At 71.4% G+C, this 19,884-nt stretch carries 14 protein-coding genes; 6 read left to right on the top strand and 8 right to left on the bottom strand.

Annotated elements, in window-relative coordinates; genetic code table 11:
* Positions 1–41: 41 nt before the first annotated feature.
* The gene (locus OO54_RS03710) at positions 42–1,466 is read right to left on the bottom strand and encodes a YibE/F family protein (RefSeq protein ID WP_399522262.1); all 1,425 of its coding nucleotides are present in this window, start codon (positions 1,464–1,466) and stop codon (positions 42–44) included.
* 200 nt (positions 1,467–1,666) lie between these two features.
* Here OO54_RS03710 and thiC point away from each other — a divergent pair, with 200 nt between their 5' ends.
* Positions 1,667–3,451 (top strand): phosphomethylpyrimidine synthase ThiC, encoded by a 1,785-nt coding sequence (gene thiC / locus OO54_RS03705; RefSeq protein WP_033201423.1) that lies wholly within the window; start codon positions 1,667–1,669, stop codon positions 3,449–3,451.
* A gap of 59 nt (positions 3,452–3,510) precedes the next feature.
* On the opposite strand, the gene OO54_RS03700 is transcribed toward thiC, so the two are convergent.
* From OO54_RS03700 to OO54_RS03690, 3 genes are all read right to left on the bottom strand, one after another.
* A complete protein-coding gene (locus OO54_RS03700; protein ID WP_033201422.1) occupies positions 3,511–4,179 on the bottom strand; it encodes a hypothetical protein in 669 nt (222 codons plus the stop codon).
* Positions 4,180–4,340: 161 nt separating this feature from the next.
* The gene (locus tag OO54_RS03695) at positions 4,341–5,783 is read right to left on the bottom strand and encodes a metallophosphoesterase (RefSeq protein WP_033201548.1); all 1,443 of its coding nucleotides are present in this window, start codon (positions 5,781–5,783) and stop codon (positions 4,341–4,343) included.
* 275 nt (positions 5,784–6,058) lie between these two features.
* Positions 6,059–7,165, bottom strand: a complete 1,107-nt coding sequence (locus tag OO54_RS03690; RefSeq protein WP_033201421.1) for a LacI family DNA-binding transcriptional regulator — start codon at positions 7,163–7,165, stop codon at positions 6,059–6,061.
* Positions 7,166–7,543: 378 nt separating this feature from the next.
* Here OO54_RS03690 and hisC point away from each other — a divergent pair, with 378 nt between their 5' ends.
* Positions 7,544–8,641: a histidinol-phosphate transaminase gene (gene hisC, locus OO54_RS03685; RefSeq protein ID WP_033201420.1), complete on the top strand. Its 1,098-nt coding sequence runs from the start codon at positions 7,544–7,546 to the stop codon at positions 8,639–8,641.
* Positions 8,642–8,679: 38 nt separating this feature from the next.
* Here hisC and OO54_RS03680 read toward each other — a convergent pair whose 3' ends face one another.
* The gene (locus tag OO54_RS03680) at positions 8,680–9,060 is read right to left on the bottom strand and encodes a cyclophilin-like fold protein (RefSeq protein ID WP_033201419.1); all 381 of its coding nucleotides are present in this window, start codon (positions 9,058–9,060) and stop codon (positions 8,680–8,682) included.
* A 205-nt stretch (positions 9,061–9,265) separates the two neighbouring features.
* Here OO54_RS03680 and OO54_RS03675 point away from each other — a divergent pair, with 205 nt between their 5' ends.
* From OO54_RS03675 to OO54_RS03660, 4 genes are all read left to right on the top strand, one after another.
* Positions 9,266–10,774: a cytochrome ubiquinol oxidase subunit I gene (locus OO54_RS03675; RefSeq protein ID WP_033201418.1), complete on the top strand. Its 1,509-nt coding sequence runs from the start codon at positions 9,266–9,268 to the stop codon at positions 10,772–10,774.
* An 18-nt stretch (positions 10,775–10,792) separates the two neighbouring features.
* The gene (gene cydB / locus OO54_RS03670; protein WP_033201417.1) at positions 10,793–11,794 is read left to right on the top strand and encodes a cytochrome d ubiquinol oxidase subunit II; all 1,002 of its coding nucleotides are present in this window, start codon (positions 10,793–10,795) and stop codon (positions 11,792–11,794) included.
* Positions 11,795–11,809: 15 nt separating this feature from the next.
* Positions 11,810–15,349: a thiol reductant ABC exporter subunit CydD gene (cydD, locus tag OO54_RS03665; RefSeq protein WP_033201547.1), complete on the top strand. Its 3,540-nt coding sequence runs from the start codon at positions 11,810–11,812 to the stop codon at positions 15,347–15,349.
* 109 nt (positions 15,350–15,458) lie between these two features.
* Positions 15,459–17,171, top strand: coding sequence for a sensor histidine kinase (locus OO54_RS03660; protein ID WP_033201416.1), 1,713 nt, complete (start codon positions 15,459–15,461; stop codon positions 17,169–17,171).
* A 79-nt stretch (positions 17,172–17,250) separates the two neighbouring features.
* On the opposite strand, the gene OO54_RS03655 is transcribed toward OO54_RS03660, so the two are convergent.
* From OO54_RS03655 to OO54_RS03645, 3 genes are all read right to left on the bottom strand, one after another.
* A complete protein-coding gene (locus OO54_RS03655) occupies positions 17,251–18,132 on the bottom strand; it encodes a Cof-type HAD-IIB family hydrolase (RefSeq protein WP_033201415.1) in 882 nt (293 codons plus the stop codon).
* Between the two features lie 229 nt (positions 18,133–18,361).
* Entirely contained in the window at positions 18,362–19,201 is an 840-nt protein-coding gene (locus OO54_RS03650; protein WP_033201414.1) for an SGNH/GDSL hydrolase family protein, read from the bottom strand.
* 1 nt (position 19,202) lies between these two features.
* Entirely contained in the window at positions 19,203–19,841 is a 639-nt protein-coding gene (locus OO54_RS03645; RefSeq protein ID WP_078905029.1) for a hypothetical protein, read from the bottom strand.
* Positions 19,842–19,884: the final 43 nt, after the last annotated feature.

Raw genomic sequence — 19,884 nt, 5'->3', positions numbered from 1 at the left:
CACCGCTCCCGTGCTCTTCGACAAGACCCCGCCCGGCGCCCTCACTTGGCGCGACGGCGCCGCCCGCCCCGTACCGCCATGGCCTTGCGGCCGCCGTTGCCCGGCCGGTCGTCGGCGTCCGCCCGGTCGGCGGAGACCACCAGCGCCGCCAGTGCTGTGGTGATCGGCACGGAGGCGACCAGACCGATCGAACCGACCAGCGTCCGGACGATCTCCTCGGCGATCAGCTCGCTGTTGGCCACCGTCCCCATGCTGCTCTGCGCGATCGAGAAGAGCAGCAGCAGCGGGAGGGCGGCACCCGCGTAGGCGAGCACCAGCGTGTTCACCACCGAGGCGATGTGGTCGCGGCCGATCCGGATCCCGGCCCGGTACAGCCCGCGCGGCCCCATGCGCGGATCGGCCTGGTGCAGCTCCCAGACCGCCGAGGTCTGGGTCACCGTCACGTCGTCGAGCACGCCGAGAGAGCCGATGATGATTCCGGCGAGGAGCAGACCGGACATGTCGATCTCCGGGTACAGCCCGTGGATCAGACCGGTGTAGTCGTCGGTGTTGCCGCTCAGTGAGGCCCAGCCGATGAAGAGCGACCCGAGCAGACCGGTCAGCAGCAGCGAGATCAGCGTGCCGAGCACCGCGACCGAGGTGCGGGCCGACAGGCCGTGACACATGTAGAGCGCGATCAGCATGATCGCGCTCGACCCGACCACCGCGACGACCAGCGGATTCGACCCCTGCAGGATCGCCGGCAGGATGAAGAACGTCAGCACCAGGAAGCTCGCGACCAGCGCGACCAGCGCCATGACCCCCCGCATGCGGCCGACCACCACCACCGCGAGGGCGAAGATGCCGGCGAGCACGGCCATCGGCAGCTTGCGGTTCACGTCCGTCACCGAGTACTGCAGGTCGCGCGGGGCGTCGGGGGCGTACGCCACCACCACGCCCTGCCCCTCGTGCAGTTGGCGCGGGGCGTCGGGCTGCACGATCTCGACGAACGTGCGCCCCTTCTCCGGGCCGCTGGTGACCTCGATCGTCGCCTTCTCGCACTCCCCCTGCTGGGCGTTGACCGCCTCCCGCCCCTCCGGAGTGGAGGTGTCCCCGGTCGGTGGGACCTGGGCGGCGTTCACGGTCTTGCAGTCGACCTGCTCGACGGAGACCACCTTGCCCTGCTCGGTCTGCCGGTCGAAACCGACACCGGTGCGCTCGTGCGCCGGGGTTCCGCCCGGCCACAGGACCACGAGGCCGACCACGACAGCGGTGGCGAACGGGATCAGGACGGCGGCGATGACCTTGCGCAGGTGTCGCGAGACGGGGGCGGCGGGACCGTGGCTGTGGCTGTGCCCGTGGGACGGTCCGGGGCCGTGACCCGAAGTGTGGCCATGGCCGTGGGAAGGGTCGGAATCATGACCTGATCCGTGGCTATGACCGTGGGCGTGGCCGTGCGGCTCGGGGGGCTGCTGGGGGGAAGTCACCGGCCGATCATCGCAAGAACGGCGGAGGCCCACTGTTCAGCACGCCCGTGATGACGCTAGCGTGGTGGCACCTTTGCACACGCGGGAGCTCGGAGCACCGGGCTGAGAGGGCGCTGATCACCGTACACATGTACGGGAGGAGGCTGCGCCGACCGCCGAACCTGTTACCGGGTAATGCCGGCGTAGGGAGATCGGGTCTCATGACCATTCAGGATGCACGCACGCCTGCCTCCGACCAGAACCAGCCTGCCGACCAGCAGCGCACGCCGGGCTGGCACAAGGGGTACATCGAGGGTTCGCGCCCCGACCTCCGGGTGCCGGTCCGTCAGGTGCACCTCACCAACGGCAAGGACGTGACGCTGTACGACACGTCCGGCCCGTACACCGACCCCACCATCGACACCGACGTCCGCCGGGGCCTTCCGCCGCTGCGCGAGAACTGGATCATCGCGCGCGGCGACACCGAGGAGTACGCGGGCCGCCCGGTCCGTCCCGAGGACGACGGCATCAAGCACACCTCGCCGCGCGGCGGCGGGCTGAAGAACCTCGACGCCGTCTTCCCCGGCCGCCCGCGCCTGCCGCGCCGGGGCCGCGACGGCCAGGCAGTGACGCAGCTGGCGTACGCCCGCCGGGGCGAGATCACCCCGGAGATGGAGTACGTCGCCATCCGCGAGAACGTCTCCCCCGAGGTCGTACGGGAGGAGATCGCCGCGGGTCGCGCCGTGCTGCCGGCGAACGTGAACCACCCGGAGATCGAGCCGATGATCATCGGCAAGCGGTTCCTGGTGAAGGTCAACGCCAACATCGGCAACTCCGCCGTCACCTCCTCCATCGAGGAGGAGGTGGAGAAGATGACCTGGGCGACCAAGTGGGGCGCCGACACGGTCATGGACCTGTCCACCGGCCGCAACATCCACACCACCCGCGAGTGGGTGCTGCGCAACTCCCCCGTGCCGATCGGCACCGTGCCGCTCTACCAGGCCCTGGAGAAGGTCGACGGCAAGGCCGAGGAGCTGACCTGGGAGATCTACAAGGACACGGTCATCGAGCAGGCCGAGCAGGGCGTCGACTACATGACGGTCCACGCCGGCGTGCTCCTGCCGTACGTGCCGCTCACCGCGCGCCGCAAGACCGGCATCGTCTCGCGCGGCGGCTCGATCATGGCCGCCTGGTGTCTCGCGCACCACAAGGAGAACTTCCTCTACACGAACTTCGAGGAGCTCTGCGAGATCCTGGCGGCGTACGACGTCACCTACTCGCTCGGCGACGGTCTGCGCCCCGGCTCGATCGCGGACGCCAACGACGAGGCGCAGTTCGCCGAGCTGAAGACGCTGGGCGAGCTGAACACGATCGCCAAGCGGCACAACGTACAGACCATGATCGAGGGCCCGGGCCACGTCCCGATGCACAAGATCAAGGAGAACATCGACCTCCAGCAGGAGATCTGCGAGGAGGCGCCGTTCTACACGCTCGGCCCGCTCACCACGGACGTCGCGCCCGCGTACGACCACATCACCTCGGGCATCGGCGCGGCCATGATCGCCTGGTGGGGCACGGCGATGCTCTGCTACGTCACGCCCAAGGAGCACCTGGGCCTGCCCAACCGCGACGACGTGAAGACGGGCGTCATCACGTACAAGATCGCCGCTCACGCGGCGGACCTCGCCAAGGGGCACCCGGGCGCGCAGGAGTGGGACGACGCGCTCTCGGACGCGCGGTTCGAGTTCCGCTGGGAGGACCAGTTCAACCTGGCCCTCGACCCGGTCACGGCACGTGAGTTCCACGACGAGACGCTGCCGGCGGAGCCTGCGAAGACCGCGCACTTCTGCTCGATGTGCGGTCCGAAGTTCTGCTCGATGAAGATCTCCCAGGACATCCGGCGTGAGCACGGCGGCACGCAGCAGGAGATCGAGGCCGGCATGGCGGAGAAGTCCGCGGAGTTCGCGGCGAGCGGCAACCGCGTCTACCTTCCGCTGGCTGACTGAGCCCCGGGTAGGGAGACCGGCCCGCGACCCACGGGGGGGCGCGGGCCGGTCTCGTCGTCTCAGGTCCCGTCCGGCCAGGGGACGGGCGGGTCGGGTGGCGTGGTGGCGGCGAGGGCGTCGCGGAGGAACGGCAGGATGCCGCGCTCGAGGAGGGCGTACCGCCAGGCCTCGCGGGCGCGGGAGAGTTCGTCGTCCGGTGGCGGGCCGGCCGCGCTCACCTCGGTCGGGCTGTTGCGCAGGGCCGTCAGGAGGAGCCCGGCGGCCGCGCAGAGCAGACCGCCGGCGGCGACGGTGCCGAAGACGAGTCCGGCCGTCAGGAGGGTGGCGCCGAACGCCACGGTGGGGGCGACGGCGTGCAGCACCGCGCCGACCAGCAGGAAGATGACGGCGGCCGCGCCCGCGAGGACCGGCACCATGACGGTGAAGATCGCGACGACCCCCGCGCCGGGGCCGGGACGGTCGCGGTCGTACGGGGACGGCGTCGGGGTCCCGACGGCCGCGCGGTTCTGTTCGCGGACCTTGACGAAGTGGTCGTACTCGCTCGCCGCCGCGGTGGTGACCAGCGCTGTCGCGTTCAGCGTCATGGAGCGGAGCTGGGCGACGGTGAGCCGGGTGCCGACTCCGGCGAGATCCGGACGTGCGTGGGCGGTGCTCAGTGCGTCGTCGAGGACCCGCTCGTACTCGGCGCGATCCTCGGTCAGCAGGTGCGGAGCCACGTTCATGTGCATCCCCCGATGCTCCGTAGGCCCGGATCAGCCGTGGTGAGACGGTCGGCTGGGCGGAAACGGAGGAGAGCCTGCTACGGATGAACCCGATGGTATTGCGGTGACGCCACAGCCTGACAGGGTGTTTCCGGAATTCGACTTCCCCGGATGCGCAGGGTTATGCGTCAGCCGTTCAGGGGGAGTTGGACGACCAGTAGCTTTCCGGCCATGGTCACTCCGCCGTCCATGGCGATGGCGAGGCCGTCGGCGTAGACGTGCGGTCCGTCGACGATCGGGCCTCCGCTTCCCTCGCCCTCCTCCGTGCCGACCTGGCCGAGGAGGTACGGGATGGGGCTGTGGCCGTGCACGATCCGGTGGCCGCCGTAGGTGGCGAGCAGCTCCTGGACGGCCTGGGGGCCGCCCTCGTCGCGGAAGGCGAAGCGCTTGGTGAACTTCCGGAACACGTCCCAGACCTCGTCGGCGTCGTTCCGGTTGAGGATCTCGTGGACCGTGTCGTTGACGTCCTCGATGGTCTCGCCGTATTCGAGGTACGCGGTGGTGTCGGAGTGCAGGAGGAGGTGGTCGTCCTCCCGGACCACGGCGTCCAGGCGGGACATCCACTGGAGGTGGACGTCCTGGAGGCGGTCCATGTCGTGCTTCTGGCCGCCGTTGAGCAGCCAGGCGGCCTGGAAGGTGGCGGTGCCCGCGCCGGAGTTGACGGGGGTGTCGCCGAAGCGCTTGGCGCCGATGAGGAGCAGTTCGTGGTTGCCCATGAGGGCCTTGCAGTAGCCGCCGGCGGCGGCGGCCTCCGCGGAGAGGCGCATGACGAGGTCGATGACGCCGATGCCGTCGGGCCCGCGGTCGGTGAAGTCGCCGAGGAACCAGAGGCGGGCGTTGCCCGCGGACCAGCTGCCGTTCTCGTCGATGAGGCCCTGCGCGCGCAGGGCGGCGACGAGTTCGTCGAGGTAGCCGTGGACGTCGCCCACGACGAACAGCGGTCCCGGGCCCTCGCCGCCGGCGGGAGCGGGTTCGGCCGTGGCATCGGGGGTGACGACGGGGACCTGGAGGGTGTCGCCGCGCTGGATGACCGGGAGGTCGCGCTCGGTCGGCGTGTATCCCTCGGGCAGTTCGTCGTCGGGGAAGGCGTTGCCGGGGTGGCCGGTGGCGACGGAGACGATCGAGGAACCGGCCGCGGCGGGGTACGCGGGGGCCATGCGGCGGCCCAGCTGGAGCGTCGGCTCGGCGGGCATGGGCGCGGTGGGGGCGACCGGCGGGGCGGACGGGGCCGGCGGGGTGACCGGCACGGCCTCGATCGGGACGGCCTCCATCGGCACGAACTGGACCGGAGAGGGTGCGACGGGCGGCATCTGTCCGGACGGGTCGGGCAGTCGGCGCTCGGCGGGAGCGGACTGCCCGGCGTGGGTGGGCTGCTCGGCGGGAGCGGGCTGCTCGGCGGGAGCGGACTGCTCGGCGGGCGGGATCTCGGGCGGTGCCGGAACCGGCAGCGGCTCGGCGGCCGGCGGTTCGGCGGCATGGCCCTGTACCGGCACGCGGGCGTACGGCGGTACGCGGAAGTCACGCAATGTCGCCGTGCGCGCCACGGGCTCCTGCCCGGCCCCCTGAGTCATCGACCCCTCCACCACCGTCGCGATGCCCTGCACATCGCGGCCCGGCCTGGTCGGGGCGGTCCGCGATGTCGTGCGCCCATCATAGGAATGAGGGTCCTCCCGTGTGACGCACCAGGGGTGATGAATCCGGGTCCACTCCGGGTTCACCGGTTGTTTCGCCCGAATTGAGAAGGTCTAGTCCAGGGTTGAGGCCGGTGTGGCGGTCGGTTTCGCCGCCCCTGCCCACGGGCAGGGGCGGGGACGGCGGCGTGTCGAGCGGGTCGTTCCTCGCGTGGTCAGTCCTTCGCGGGTGAGCGTGGCGGGCTGACGGTCGTGCGTGGCGAGCGGCGCTGCGAGGAGGTGCGGATGATGAGTTCGGTCGGTATCACCTGCTCGACCGGGCCGTCGGTGTCGATCCCCTCGATGGCGTCGATGAGGAGCTGGACGACGGCGGTGCCGATGCGGCGCGGTTTGAGCGAGAGCGTCGTGATGGGCGGTTCGGTGGTGGCGTAGACGGTCGATTCGCTGCAGCAGACCAGCAGCAGGTCGTCCGGGACGCGCAGCCCGTAGCGGCGCGCGGCCGCGAGGAGGTCGGTTCCGTTGGGGTCGAAGAGGCCGTACACGGCGTCGGGCCGGTCCGGGCGGGCGAGCAGCCGGTCGGCCGCGACGGCGCCCGCGCACGGGTCGTGCGCCGGATAGGCCTCGTAGACGGGGTCCTGGCCCACCCGCTCGCACCAGTTCAGGTACGCGGTGGTGGACAGGCGGGTGTACGTGTCGGTGGTGGTTCCGGTGAGGAGGCCGATGCGGCGGGCGCCGGCGTCGGCGAGGTGGTCGAGCAGGTCGAGGACGGCGGCTTCGTGGTCGTTGTCGACCCAGGCGGTGACCGGAAGGGTGCCGGCGGGGCGTCCGTCGGAGACGACGGGCAGGCCCTGGCGGACCAGTTCCGTGACGACCGGGTCGTGGTCGGAGGGGTCGATGACGACGGTGCCGTCGAGGGCGACGTTCGACCAGACGTCATGGCGGGAGGTGGCGGGGAGGATGACCAGGGCGTAGCCCCGGGCGAGTGCTGCCGATGTGGCGGCTCTGGCCATCTCCGCGAAGTACGCGAATTCGGTGAAGGTGAAAGGTTCATCCCCGTACGTCGTCACGGTCAGGCCGATGAGTCCCGATTTACCCGTACGGAGCGTGCGGGCGGCCGCGGACGGGCGGTAGCCCAGCCGGTCGGCGACCTCGCGCACGTGGCGGCGGGTGGCGTCCGGGAGTCGGCCCTTGCCGTTGAGAGCGTCGGAGACAGTCGTGATGGAGACCCCGGCGGCGGCGGCGACGTCCCGGATGCCCGCCCGGCCCTGCCGGCTTCCCCGGGTCTGTGCCCGGCTCACCTGGTGCTTCCCTGCTGCTGTCATGGCGAGCCGATAGTAGGGCGATGAGGGTTGGTTGGGACGGTCGCATATGCAGGCATTGACAGGCACGTTTCTGCATGATCGAGAACTGTCAATAGGCTTGGAATCCAAGGTAGTTCAGGCCTTTGTCATGAGACCTGGGGTTGTTGAACGGCGTACGCCTGGTGAGGGGGTGAGGTCTCGAAGAGGTCTCAACTCACCTCTACGGGGGATGCGCGCCACGGCGCCCGCCACCGGCGCACGCCACCCAGTCGCGCGCTCCCCATCGGGCGTCGCGTTCCACAGCGTGTCCCTCCTGTTGTCCACAGGCCATTCGCAGCGGAGAGGAATCCTCTTAAGGTGAGGAGTATTGGCGGTACGGACGGTCGAGGAGGCCACACAGTGAGCGAGACCAGCGGGACGAGTACGGGCAGCCCGAAGCTGCGCGCCGAGCTGGACGGCGTTCCCACCTACAAGCCGGGCAAGCCGGCCGCCGCGGGCGGTCCGGTGGCCTTCAAGCTGTCCTCCAACGAGAACCCCTACCCGCCGCTGCCGGGGGTCATGGAGAGCACGCTGGCGGCCGCCGCGAACTTCAACCGGTACCCGGACATGGCCTGCACGGGCCTGATGCAGGAGCTGGCGGACCGTTTCGGCGTTCCCGTCTCCCACCTGGCCACCGGCACCGGCTCGGTCGGCGTCGCGCAGTCCCTCCTCCAGGCCACCTCGGGCCCCGGCGACGAGGTGATCTACGCCTGGCGGTCCTTCGAGGCGTACCCGATCATCACGCAGATCAGCGGGGCCACCTCGGTGAAGGTGCCGCTGACCGAGGGCGAGGTGCACGACCTCGACGCGATGGCGGAGGCGATCACCGACCGGACCCGGCTGATCTTCGTCTGCAACCCCAACAACCCCACCGGCACCGCGGTCCGCCGGGCGGAGCTGGAGCGGTTCCTCGACCGGGTGCCCTCCGACGTGCTGGTCGTGATCGACGAGGCGTACCGCGAGTTCGTCCGCGACGCCGACATCCCGGACGGCATCGAGCTGTACCGCGACCGGCCGAACGTCGCCGTGCTGCGCACCTTCTCCAAGGCGTACGGCCTGGCGGGGCTGCGGGTCGGCTTCGCGATCGCCCACGAGCCGGTGGCGGCGGCGCTGCGCAAGACGGCGGTGCCGTTCGGCGTGAGCCAGCTGGCGCAGGACGCGGCGGTGGCCTCGCTGCGGGCCGAGGACGAACTGCTCGGGCGGGTCGGCTCGTTGGTGGCCGAGCGCGAGCGGGTCCGCGTGGGGCTCGTGGCCCAGGGCTGGACCGTGGCGGACACCCAGGCGAACTTCGTCTGGCTGCGGCTCGGTGAGCGCACGGTGGACTTCGCGGCGGAGTGCGAGCGGCACGGTGTGGTGGTACGGCCCTTCGCGGGCGAGGGCGTGCGCGTCACGATCGGTGAGACCGAGGCGAACGACCTGTTCCTGAAGGTGGCGGAAGGCTTCCGCAAGGAGGTCTGATCGGCTGCTGACGAGCTCGGCGCGGCTCGGTCGGCCGCTCAGCCGCCGGCGAGCTCCACGCGGATCGGGTCGCCGTCCCTGACGGTGGCCAGGATCCGCGGATCGCCGTCGAGCGAGCCCAGCAGGTTGCAGGGGCTCGCGAGCCGGCACTCCGCGCCCCGGGAGATCGGGGTCGGGCCGTAGGGGAGGGCGAGTGCGTCGCCGTCCGTCCAGAAGGCCACCGTGCCGGGCTCGACGACCTGGCGTGCGCCGTCCTCGACGGGGACGGAGACCGGGGTGTCGAAGTAGACCTCCTCGCCCCAGGTCCGGGCGGTGGAGGAGATCGGGAGGACTCCCGCGAGCGCCGTGCTCGTGGGGGTCTCCTCAAGGGTGGCCGTGGTGTGTCCGGCCGGCCAGACGATGCGTATCCGAAGGGTCATGCCCCGGATTCAACAATATGTTGAAGGTCCTGGGAAGAGGTGACCTTCGGCAGAGGTACCCCCGACCGAAGGTACGGATTTCGTATGAGCAATAATGCTTGTGAATGTGAACGCGTTCACAAGCGTGTCCTGGTTCATCCGCTAATAGGTGGTATCAACCAGGCAAACTGCCGATGTGACCACGGCGATGTAAGGAGAAAACGACGTGGACCTCGCTCTGGCGCCAGAGACTCTGGCGCGCTGGCAGTTCGGCATCACCACCGTCTACCACTTCCTCTTCGTCCCTCTGACGATCTCGCTCGCCGCGCTCACCGCCGGTCTCCAGACGGCCTGGGTGCGCACCGAGAAGGAGAAGTACCTCAGGGCGACGAAGTTCTGGGGCAAGCTCTTCCTGATCAACATCGCCATGGGAGTCGTCACCGGCATCGTGCAGGAGTTCCAGTTCGGCATGAACTGGTCCGACTACTCGCGCTTCGTCGGCGACATCTTCGGTGCCCCGCTCGCCTTCGAGGCGCTCATCGCCTTCTTCTTCGAGTCGACCTTCATCGGCCTGTGGATCTTCGGCTGGGACAAGCTGCCGAAGAAGATCCACCTCGCCTGCATCTGGATGGTGTCGATCGGCACGATCCTCTCCGCGTACTTCATCCTGGCGGCCAACTCCTGGATGCAGCACCCGGTGGGCTACCGGATCAACGAGGAGCGCGGCCGGGCGGAGCTCACCGACTTCTGGCTGGTGCTCACCCAGAACACCGCGCTCACCCAGTTCTTCCACACCATCACGGCGGCCTTCCTGGTCGGCGGGGCGTTCATGGTCGGCATCTCCGCCTTCCACCTGGCGCGGAAGAAGCACATTCCGGTGATGCGGACCTCGCTGCGGCTCGGCCTGGTCACCCTGATCATCGCCGGTCTCGGCACCGCCATCAGCGGTGACCTGCTCGGCAAGGTCATGTTCAAGCAGCAGCCGATGAAGATGGCCGCCGCCGAGGCGCTCTGGGACGGAGAGGCCCCCGCACCCTTCTCGGTCTTCGCCTACGGCGACGTCGAGAAGGGCCACAACACGGTGGCCATAGAGATCCCCGGCCTGCTGTCCTTCCTCGCGAACGACGACTTCAGCTCGTACGTCCCGGGCATCAACGACGTCAACAAGTCCGAGCAGGAGAAGTTCGGGCCCGGCGACTACCGGCCCAACATCCCCGTCGCCTACTGGGGCTTCCGCTGGATGATCGGCTTCGGGATGACCTCGCTGGGCCTCGGCATGCTCGGTCTCTGGCTGACCCGCAAGAAGTTCATCCTGGCACCCGGGCTGCGGACCGGCGAGGACGAGGTGCCGAACCTGGTCCTGTTCAAGCGGAAGGCGCTCAGCCCCCGCCTGGGCAAGTGGTACTGGATCATCGCCCTCTGGACCATGGCGTTCCCGCTGATCGCCAACTCCTGGGGCTGGATCTTCACCGAGATGGGCCGGCAGCCCTGGGTCGTCTACGGCGTGCTGCGCACCCGGGACGCGGTCTCCCCCGGCGTCTCCCAGGGCGAGGTGCTCACCTCGATGATCGTCTTCACCACCCTCTACGCGATTCTCGCCGTCATCGAGGTCAAGCTCCTCGTCAAGTACGTGAAGGCGGGACCGCCCGAGCTCACCGAGGACGACCTCAACCCGCCCACCAGGATCGGGGGGGACTCTCGTGACCCCGACCGCCCCATGGCCTTCTCGTACTGAGGCTCAGGAGATCGAGGCATGGAACTCCACGACGTCTGGTTCGTACTCATCGCCGTCCTCTGGATCGGCTACTTCTTCCTCGAAGGCTTCGACTTCGGGGTCGGAGTCCTGACCAAGCTGCTCGCCCGCGACAGGGTCGAGAAGCGGGTCCTCATCAACACCATCGGGCCCGTCTGGGACGGGAACGAGGTGTGGCTGCTGACCGCCGGCGGCGCGACCTTCGCCGCGTTCCCCGAGTGGTACGCGACGCTGTTCTCCGGCTTCTACCTGCCGCTGCTGATCATCCTGGTCTGCCTGATCGTCCGGGGCGTCGCCTTCGAGTACCGGGTGAAGCGGCCCGAGGAGAACTGGCAGCGCAACTGGGAGCAGGCCATCTTCTGGACCTCGCTCATCCCGGCGATCCTCTGGGGCGTGGCCTTCGGCAACATCGTGCGGGGCGTGAAGATCGACGCGGAGATGGAGTACGTCGGCAACTTCTGGGACCTGCTCAACCCGTACGCGCTCCTCGGCGGCCTGGTCACGCTCACCCTGTTCACCTTCCACGGTGCGGTCTTCGTCTCGCTGAAGACGGTGGGGGACATCCGGGGCCGGGCGCGGGCGCTCGCGCTCAAGCTGGGGCTGGTGACGGCGGTGCTCGCGCTCGTCTTCCTGACCTGGACCCAGGTCGACACGGGGGACGGCTGGAGCCTCGCGGCGATGCTCGTCGCCGTGGTGGCCCTCGTCGGCGCGATCGGCGCGATCAAGGTGGGCCGCGAGGGCTGGTCCTTCGCGCTCTCGGGCGTGACGATCGCCGCCGCCGTGGCGATGCTCTTCCTCGCGCTCTTCCCGAACGTCATGCCGTCTTCGCTCGACCCCGCGTGGAGCCTTACCGTGACGAACGCGTCGTCGAGCCCGTACACGCTCAAGATCATGACCTGGTGCGCGGCGATCGCGACCCCGCTGGTGCTGCTCTACCAGAGCTGGACCTACTGGGTGTTCCGTAAGCGCATCGGGACGCAGCACATCGCCGACGCTCACTAGAGGGGCATGTTTCACGTGAAACCGATCGATCCGCGCCTGCTCCGGTACGCCCGGGCCACCCGCGTCTTCCTGGTCGCGGTGGTCGTCCTCGGCCTCATCGGGGCGGCGCTGGTCGTCGCCCAGGCGATGTTCATCGCCGAGATCGTGGTGGGGGCCTTCCAGAAGGGCCAGTCGGTTTCCGCCCTGACCACCCCGCTGCTGCTGCTCGTGGGCGTCGCGGCGGCGCGGGGGCTGGTCTCCTGGCTGACCGAGCTCGCCGCCCACCGGGCGAGCGCGGCGGTCAAGTCCGAACTCCGCGGCCGGCTCCTCGGCCGGGCGGCAGCGCTCGGCCCCGGGTGGCTGAGCGGACAGAAGACCGGTTCGCTGATCGCCCTCGCGACGCGGGGCGTGGACGCGCTCGACGACTACTTCGCCCGCTATCTGCCGCAGCTGGGCCTCGCGGTGGTGGTGCCGGTGGCGGTCCTGGCCCGGATCGTCACCGAGGACTGGGTCTCGGCGGCGATCATCGTCGTCACCCTGCCGCTCATCCCGGTCTTCATGATCCTCATCGGCTGGTACACCCAGGCCCGGATGGACCGGCAGTGGAAACTGCTCTCCCGGCTCTCCGGGCACTTCCTGGACGTGGTGGCCGGCCTCCCCACCCTCAAGATCTTCGGGCGGGCGAAGGCCCAGGCCGAGTCGATCCGCGCCATCACCTCGGAGTACCGCCAGGCGACGATGCGCACGCTGCGGATCGCCTTCCTCTCCTCCTTCGCCCTGGAGCTCCTCGCGACACTGTCGGTCGCGCTCGTCGCCGTGACCATCGGCATGCGGCTGGTGCACGGCGAGCTCGACCTGTACACCGGGCTCGTCATCCTGATCCTGGCCCCCGAGGCGTATCTCCCCCTGCGACAGGTGGGGGCGCAGTTCCACGCGGCGGCCGAGGGACTCGCGGCGGCCGAGGAGATCTTCGACGTCCTGGAGCAGCCGGTACGGGGCGGCGGAACGGCGCCGGTGCCGGCTACCCCGCGGCTCGAACTCGACCGGGTGACGGTACGCCACGAGGGACGCGCGGAACCCTCGCTCGACGAGGCGACGCTGACGGTCGAGCCCGGCGAGACGGTGGCCCTGGTCGGGCCGAGCGGCGTCGGGAAGTCCACGCTCCTCGACGTGGTGCTCGGCTTCGCGGTTCCCGAGGAGGGCGGTTCCGTGCGGGTCGGCGGCGAGGACCTCGCCGCGCTCGACCAGGAGGCCTGGCGGTCGCGGATCGCCTGGGTGCCGCAGCGCCCGTACCTCTTCGCGGGCACGGTCGCCGAGAACGTACGGCTGGCCCGACCGGACGCCTCCGACGAGGCGGTACGGGAGGCACTGCGGGACGCCGGGGCGGACGGGTTCGTCGCGGGACTGCCGCAGGGGCTCGACACGGTCCTCGGCGAGGACGGCGCGGGGCTCTCGGCGGGGCAGCGGCAACGGCTGGCGCTCGCCCGGGCGTTCCTGGCGGACCGGCCGCTGCTGCTGCTCGACGAGCCGACGGCGGCGCTGGACGGGGAGACCGAGGCAGGTGTCGTCGACGCGGTCCGGCGGCTCGCGGAGGGGCGGACGGTGCTGCTGGTCGTGCACCGGCCGGCACTGCTCGCGGTCGCGGACCGGGTGGTGACGCTGGGCGGCGCCACGAGGTCCGGAGGCGCCGGTGACGCGGGAACGGCCGAAGTCGGCGGGCTCGCCCGGGACGTGGACCCGCCGGTGCTGCCCTTGACGGAACAGATGCCCGCACCCGGTGCGGTGGACGAACAGCCCGCAACCGGGTCGACGGTCCTCGGGCGCGTGCGGGGGATGGCCGGGGAGCTCAAGGGGCGGATGGGGCTCGCGCTGCTGCTCGGGAGCCTGGCCCTCGGGTCGGCCGTGGGGCTCATGGCGGTGTCCGGCTGGCTCATCTCCCGTGCCTCCGAGCAGCCGCCCGTGCTGTACCTGATGATGGCCGTCACGGCCACGCGCGCCTTCGGCATCGGACGGGCGGTGTTCCGGTACGCCGAGCGGCTCGTCTCGCACGACGCGGTGCTGCGGATGCTCGCCGAGCTGCGGGTCTCCGTCTACCGGCGCCTGGAACGGATCGCCCCCGCCGGGCTGCGCCGCACCCGGCGCGGCGACCTGCTCGCCCGGCTGGTCCACGACGTCGACGCGCTCCAGGACTACTGGCTGCGCTGGCTGCTCCCGGTCGGCGCGGCACTCGTCGTCGGCGTGGCGTCCGCAGGGTTCACCGCCTGGCTGCTGCCCGAGGCCGGCGCCGTCCTCGCCGCGGGCCTGCTGGTCGCGGGCATCGCCGTACCGGCGGCCGGCGGAGCCCTCGCCCGCCGGGCCGAACGACGACTGGCCCCCGCGCGGGGCACCCTGGCGACCGCCGTGGCCGATCTGCTCCGCGGCTGCGCCGAGCTGACGGTGGCGGGAGCGCTGCCGGGCAGGATCGCAGGGACGCGGGACGCCGACCGCACCCTCACGGGCATCGCCTCCCGGCAGGCCGCGGCCACCGCGCTCGGTGCCGGGCTCTCCGCACTGGTCTGCGGTCTCACGGTCGTGGCGGCCGCGGTCGTCGGAGTCCAGGGCGTGCGGGACGGGCGGCTCGACGGAGTGGCCCTCGCCGTGGTCGTCCTGACGCCGCTCGCCGCCTTCGAGGCCGTCACCGGACTGCCGCTCGCCGTGCAGTACCGGCAGCGCGTCAAGCACAGTGCCGAGCGGGTCTTCGAAGTGCTCGACGCCCCCGTGCCCGTACACGAGCCGGCCCGGCCCGAGACTCCCCCGGCGAGCCCGTTCCCGCTGGAGCTCGACGGACTTTCGGCCCGGTACGCCGGGCAGGAGCGGGCGGCCCTCGCCGACTTCCGGCTCACCCTGGAGGCCGGGCGGCGGGTCGCCGTCGTCGGCGCCTCCGGTTCGGGCAAGACCACGCTCGCCCAGGTGCTGCTGCGCTTCCTCGACATGGAGCACGGCATGTACCGGCTCGGCGGGGTACCCGCGTGGGAGCTCGACGGCGACGCGGTCCGGCGTCTCGTCGGCCTCTGCGCCCAGGACGCCCACCTCTTCGACAGCTCCGTCCGCGAGAACCTGCGGCTGGCCCGCACCGGAGCGGACGACGACGAACTGCGCGAGGCGCTGCGCCGGGCCCGGCTGCTCGACTGGGTGGACGGACTCCCCGCCGGACTCGACACCCTCGTGGGCGAGCACGGCTCCCGGATCTCCGGCGGCCAGCGTCAGCGCCTCGCGCTCGCCCGGGCCCTCCTGGCCGACTTCCCCGTCCTCGTCCTCGACGAGCCGGCCGAGCACCTCGACCTGGCCACCGCCGACGCGCTCACCGACGACCTGCTGCGGGCCACCGAAGGCCGGACCACCGTCCTCATCACGCACCGGCTGCACGGCCTCGAAGCCGTCGACGAGGTGATCGTCCTCGACGAGGGCCGGACCGTGCAGCGCGGCCCCTACGCGGAGCTGGCCACGGCGGACGGGCCCTTGCGCCGGATGCTGGAGCAGGAGAGGGAGGCGGATCTGCTGACGGTGGGGGGCCGGGGGAGCCGGACCGACGGTTAGAGGTGGGGGGAGCCGGCGCGGTGGCGGGAACCGGGGAAGCCGGTGCGACGCCCGGCGGGGAGGTCCGGCCGACTTTTCTCGCCAAATAGGACTAACTAGGCTCAAGCCCATGACCGCCGCAGCGTCCGACGCCCCGGACCCCCTGGAAGCCGCCACCCAGGCCACCCGCAGTCTCCAAGGGCTGTCCACGGAGCTCACCGCCCGCGTACCGCAGCTCCTGGAGGCCATGCGCTCGGTCGGCACCGGCCTCGAACTCCACTCCACCCTCGACCGCATCTGCGAGACCGCCGCCGAACTGGCCGACGCCCGCTACGCCGCGATCGGCGTCGTCGACGACGACGGCGAGGGCCTGTCCGACTTCGTGACCTTCGGCGTCGACGAGGAAACGGCCCGCCGGATCGGCCGCCGCCCCGACGGCCACGCGGGCCTGCTCGGGGCGCTGATCCGCGATCCGCAGACCATCCGCCTCGCCGATCTGTCCACCGATCCCCGCGCGGCCGGCTTCCCGCCGGGCCATCCGCCGATGCGGACCTTCCTCGGCGTCCCCATCCGGGTCCAGGGCGAGATCTTCGGCAATCTCTACCTCGCCGAGAAGCGCGGCGGCGGCGAGTTCAACGACTACGACGTGCACATGGTCCGGGTGCTCGCCACCGAGGCGGGCATCGCCATCGGCAACGCCCGCCTCTACGAAGCCGCCCGGCAGCGCGAGCGGTGGATCGACGGATCGGTCGCCGTCACCACCGCCCTGCTCTCCGGCGGCGACGCGGACGACGCCCTCACCGTCGTCGCCGAACAGGCCCGGCGGCTCGCCGACGCGGACGCCGGGATCGTGCTGCTGCCCGCCGAGGACGGCGGCCTGGAGATCGTCGCCGTCTCCTCCCCCCGGCCGACCAAGTCGCTCGGTGTGGTCATCCCACCCGAGAGCGCCGTGGTCAAGGAACTCCTGGACGGTGAGGCGGTCTTCATCAGCGACGCCTCGACGGACCCGCGCATGATCAGCCGGCTGACCTCCGCGTACGGGCCGAGCATGATGCTGCCGCTGCAGAGCGGCGGGCGGGTCCTGGGCGCGCTCGCCACGCCCCGCGTGCGGGGTGCCCGCCAGTTCACCGAGGCGGAGCGGACGCTCGCCACCCAGTTCGCCTCGCAGGCCGCGCTGGCCCTGATGATGGCCGACGCGCAGCGCGACCGGGAGCGCCTCGCCGTGTACGAGGACCGCGACCGGATCGCCCGTGACCTGCACGACCTGGTCATCCAGCGGCTCTTCGCCACCGGGATGATGCTGGAGAGCGCCCAGCGCAGGTCGATCGTCCCGGCCGTGCGCGAGGGCGTGGGAAAGGCCGTCGACGAGCTGGACGTGACCATCCAGGAGATCCGTACGGCGATCTTCGCGCTCCAGCAGGGCCCCGCCGAAGCCCCGTCGGGACTGCGTACCCGCGTCCTGCGGGAGATCAACATGGCGGCCGTGCCGCTCGGCTTCAAACCCGCGCACCGCTTCCTCGGCGCCCTCGACTCGACGGTCGGCGAACTCACCGGCAAGAACCTCATCGCCGCCCTGCGCGAGGCGCTCTCCAACGCCTTCCGGCACGCGGAGGCGGACCGGATCGAGGTCGTCGTCGACGCCACCGTGACCCTCCCCGACGGCTCCGCCGGGGTGCGGCTCTCGGTCGCGGACGACGGCATCGGGATCCCGGCGGGCGGCCGCCGCAGCGGTCTGCGCAACCTGGCCCGGCGGGCCGAGTCGCTGGGCGGCGCGAGCTGGTGCGGGCCCGGACTCGGTGAGGACGGCGGCGGTACGACGGTGGTGTGGGAGGCGCCGCTGTAGTCCCCGTACGGGGTGATCAGCGGGCTCTGCCGGGCCGTCGACGCTGCCGGTCCCCGCCCGGGTGGGGACCGCCCGGCCGTCAGTCGTGGGCCGCGCCGTCGGTTGCCGCGGCCAGTGCCTCGGCCACGAGCTGTTCGATGACGACGGCGACCCCGTCGTCGTTGTTGCCGACCGTACGGCCGGAGGCGGCCGCGAGCACGTCGGCGTGGGCGTTGCCCATCGCGTACGAGCGGCCGGCCCAGCTCAGCATCTCGATGTCGTTCGGCATGTCGCCGAAGGCGACGACCTCGTCGGCCGTGATGCCGCGCTCGGCGCAGCACAGCGCGAGCGTGGACGCCTTGGAGACGCCCAGCGCGCTGATCTCGACGAGCGCGGTGGGGCTGGAGCGGGTGAAGGACGCCAGGTCGCCGGCGGCCTTCCTGGCCACCGCGAGGAACACGTCGGGGTCGAGCTCGGGATGCTGGGCGAGCAGCTTCAGCACGGGGGCCGCCGCGCCGGGCTTCTCCTCGAAGAGGAGCTTCTCGGCGGTGGCGACCGTGGCGCCGGGGTCGAGGAAGAACGGCGGGTACAGCGGCTCGTAGTGGATGCCGGTGGTGAGTTCGACGGCGAACGACGTACCCGGCGCGGCGGCGCGCAGGGCCCGTACGACGTCGAGCGCGACCGTCCGCTCCAGCGGGCGGACCTCCAGGAAGGTGTTGCCCCCGTGGAGGTCCACGACCGCGGCGCCGTTGGCGCAGATCGCCATGCCGTGGCCGTGGACGTGGTCGCTGACGACGTCCATCCAGCGCGCCGGACGGCCGGTGACGAAGAAGACCTCGATTCCGGCCCGCTCGGCCGCGGCGAGTGCGGCGACGGTGCGCTCGGAGACGGACTTGTCGTCGCGCAGCAGCGTGCCGTCGAGGTCGGTGGCGATCAGCCGGGGCGCCGGGGCGGCCGGGCGCGGGGAACGGGGAGAGGTCACCGCACCATTCTTCCGCACCGGACGCACGTGCGTGCGGGGAGCCGCACATATGAGTGCCCTGCTTTTGGCCTTCCTGTGGCCGGTCCGGATCGGTACGCGGCCTCTCCGCGGGCTTGCCGGGGGGATGCGGTCACCTCACCGGCCGGCCCGGCCCGGTACGCCGTCCCTTAGCCGGCCGGTCCCTCTCGTACGGGGTGCCCGGTGCCGTGGGGCCCGCCGGAGGGCGGATTCATGACGTCTCCGCCAGTGCGTCGACGAAGGCTGCCGCGATGGCGCGCTGGCCGTCGAGGGTGAGGTGGATTCCGTCGTCGAGTTGCAGGCCGGCGGTGGCCTGGCGGGTGTCGACCGTGGGTTCCGGCCGGCTCAGGAGGAACGCGGCGACATCGTCGATGTCCTCGCTCGCCCAGCCGATTCCGGCATGGCGGAAGTGCGGGTACGCGTCCGCCCGTTCCTGGTTCATGGAGCTGGGGGTGAGCCAGATCCAGCGGTCCGGGCCGGTCTGCCCGCCGAGTTCCCGCAGGGCGAGCAGGTTGCGGATGGTCTCCGCCTCGCTGACCAGCCGGGTTCCGGGTGCCCCCGCGCGGCGGCCGAGCCGCTGGGCGTCGTTCGCGCCGAGCATGCACAGGACCCAGTCGGGGCGGAGGAAGGACAGTTGGGGCAGCTGGGCGAGGGCCTGGGAGGTGGTGAGGCCCGAGACCGCGAGGTTGACCAGCTCGACGCCGTCCGGGAGGAGGTGGCGCAGGATCGAGAACCACGAGAGCCGGTCGGCGGTGGTGCTCTCGCCGAGGGCCACGATCCGCTGCCCGGGGAGGAAGGGCAGCCGGGTGGTCCGTTCGGCGAAGTCCGGGTCCTTCGCCAGCTCGGCGGCGGTGGCCCGCGCCTGGTCGTCGAAGTCCCGGAGCAGCGCGCGGTAGGCGCCGGCGTCCAGGCCGAAGAGGTCGGCCAGCCGGGCCTCGGGCAGTTCTCCGAGGTAGCGCAGGGTCTTCTCGGGCTGCTGGAAGCGGACGAGCTTCTCGGTCAGGTGGGTGGCCACGGGCCGTGTCCTGTCCCCGGTCGTGTTCCCGGTCATGTCAGGGCTCCTTGCGGGTGCGTCGGCGGGGCAGCAGGAAGCCGGCGGCTATGAGCCAGCCCAGGCAGGTGAAGCGGGCCAGCGGGAGCAGCAGGGCGGCGCCGTCGAAGAGGAGGGCGAGGGTGGCGAGTTCGGCGACGGCCGCGAGGGCGAGGCCGGTGACGGCCAGGGTGCGGGGCAGCAGCCCGGCGAGGAGCCCGGGGACGGCGATCCCGGCCACGAGCAGGCCGAGCGTCACGACGTGCCCGGGGCCGCCGGTGGCGAAGGCCAGGTACTGGAGGGCCCGGACCAGCGCCGGGACTTCGAGGACCTCCGTACGGGACAGGGTCCAGCTCACCAGCCCGCAACCGGCCAGGAACCCGGCGGCGAGGAGGCCGCCGGCCAGGGCGATGGTCGCGCCGGGGGCGCGGACGCCGAGCCGGTGGAGCCGGGCCGAGACGGTGGCTGCGTAGACGGCCAGCGGGATCGAGGCCGCGAACTGGAGGGCGCCGGAGACCTGCACGGCGTCGGAGTGGGCGCGGAAGTACGCCACGATCCCGTTGTCGTCGCCGAAGGGCGAGGGGAACGGGTCGCCGCCGGCGAGCAGGGTGCTGAGGACGAGTCCGGCCAGGAACAGCGCCGTGAACACCACGGCGAGCACGCCCGGCGGCGGTCCCGCCTGGGCTTCCCTGCGGCTTCGTGGC

This window comes from Streptomyces wedmorensis (genome assembly GCF_000716445.1).
Lineage (GTDB): Bacteria > Actinomycetota > Actinomycetes > Streptomycetales > Streptomycetaceae > Streptomyces > Streptomyces wedmorensis.
The sequence above is the reverse complement of the archived record's forward strand: the minus strand, read 5'-3'. Positions and strand labels throughout refer to the sequence as shown.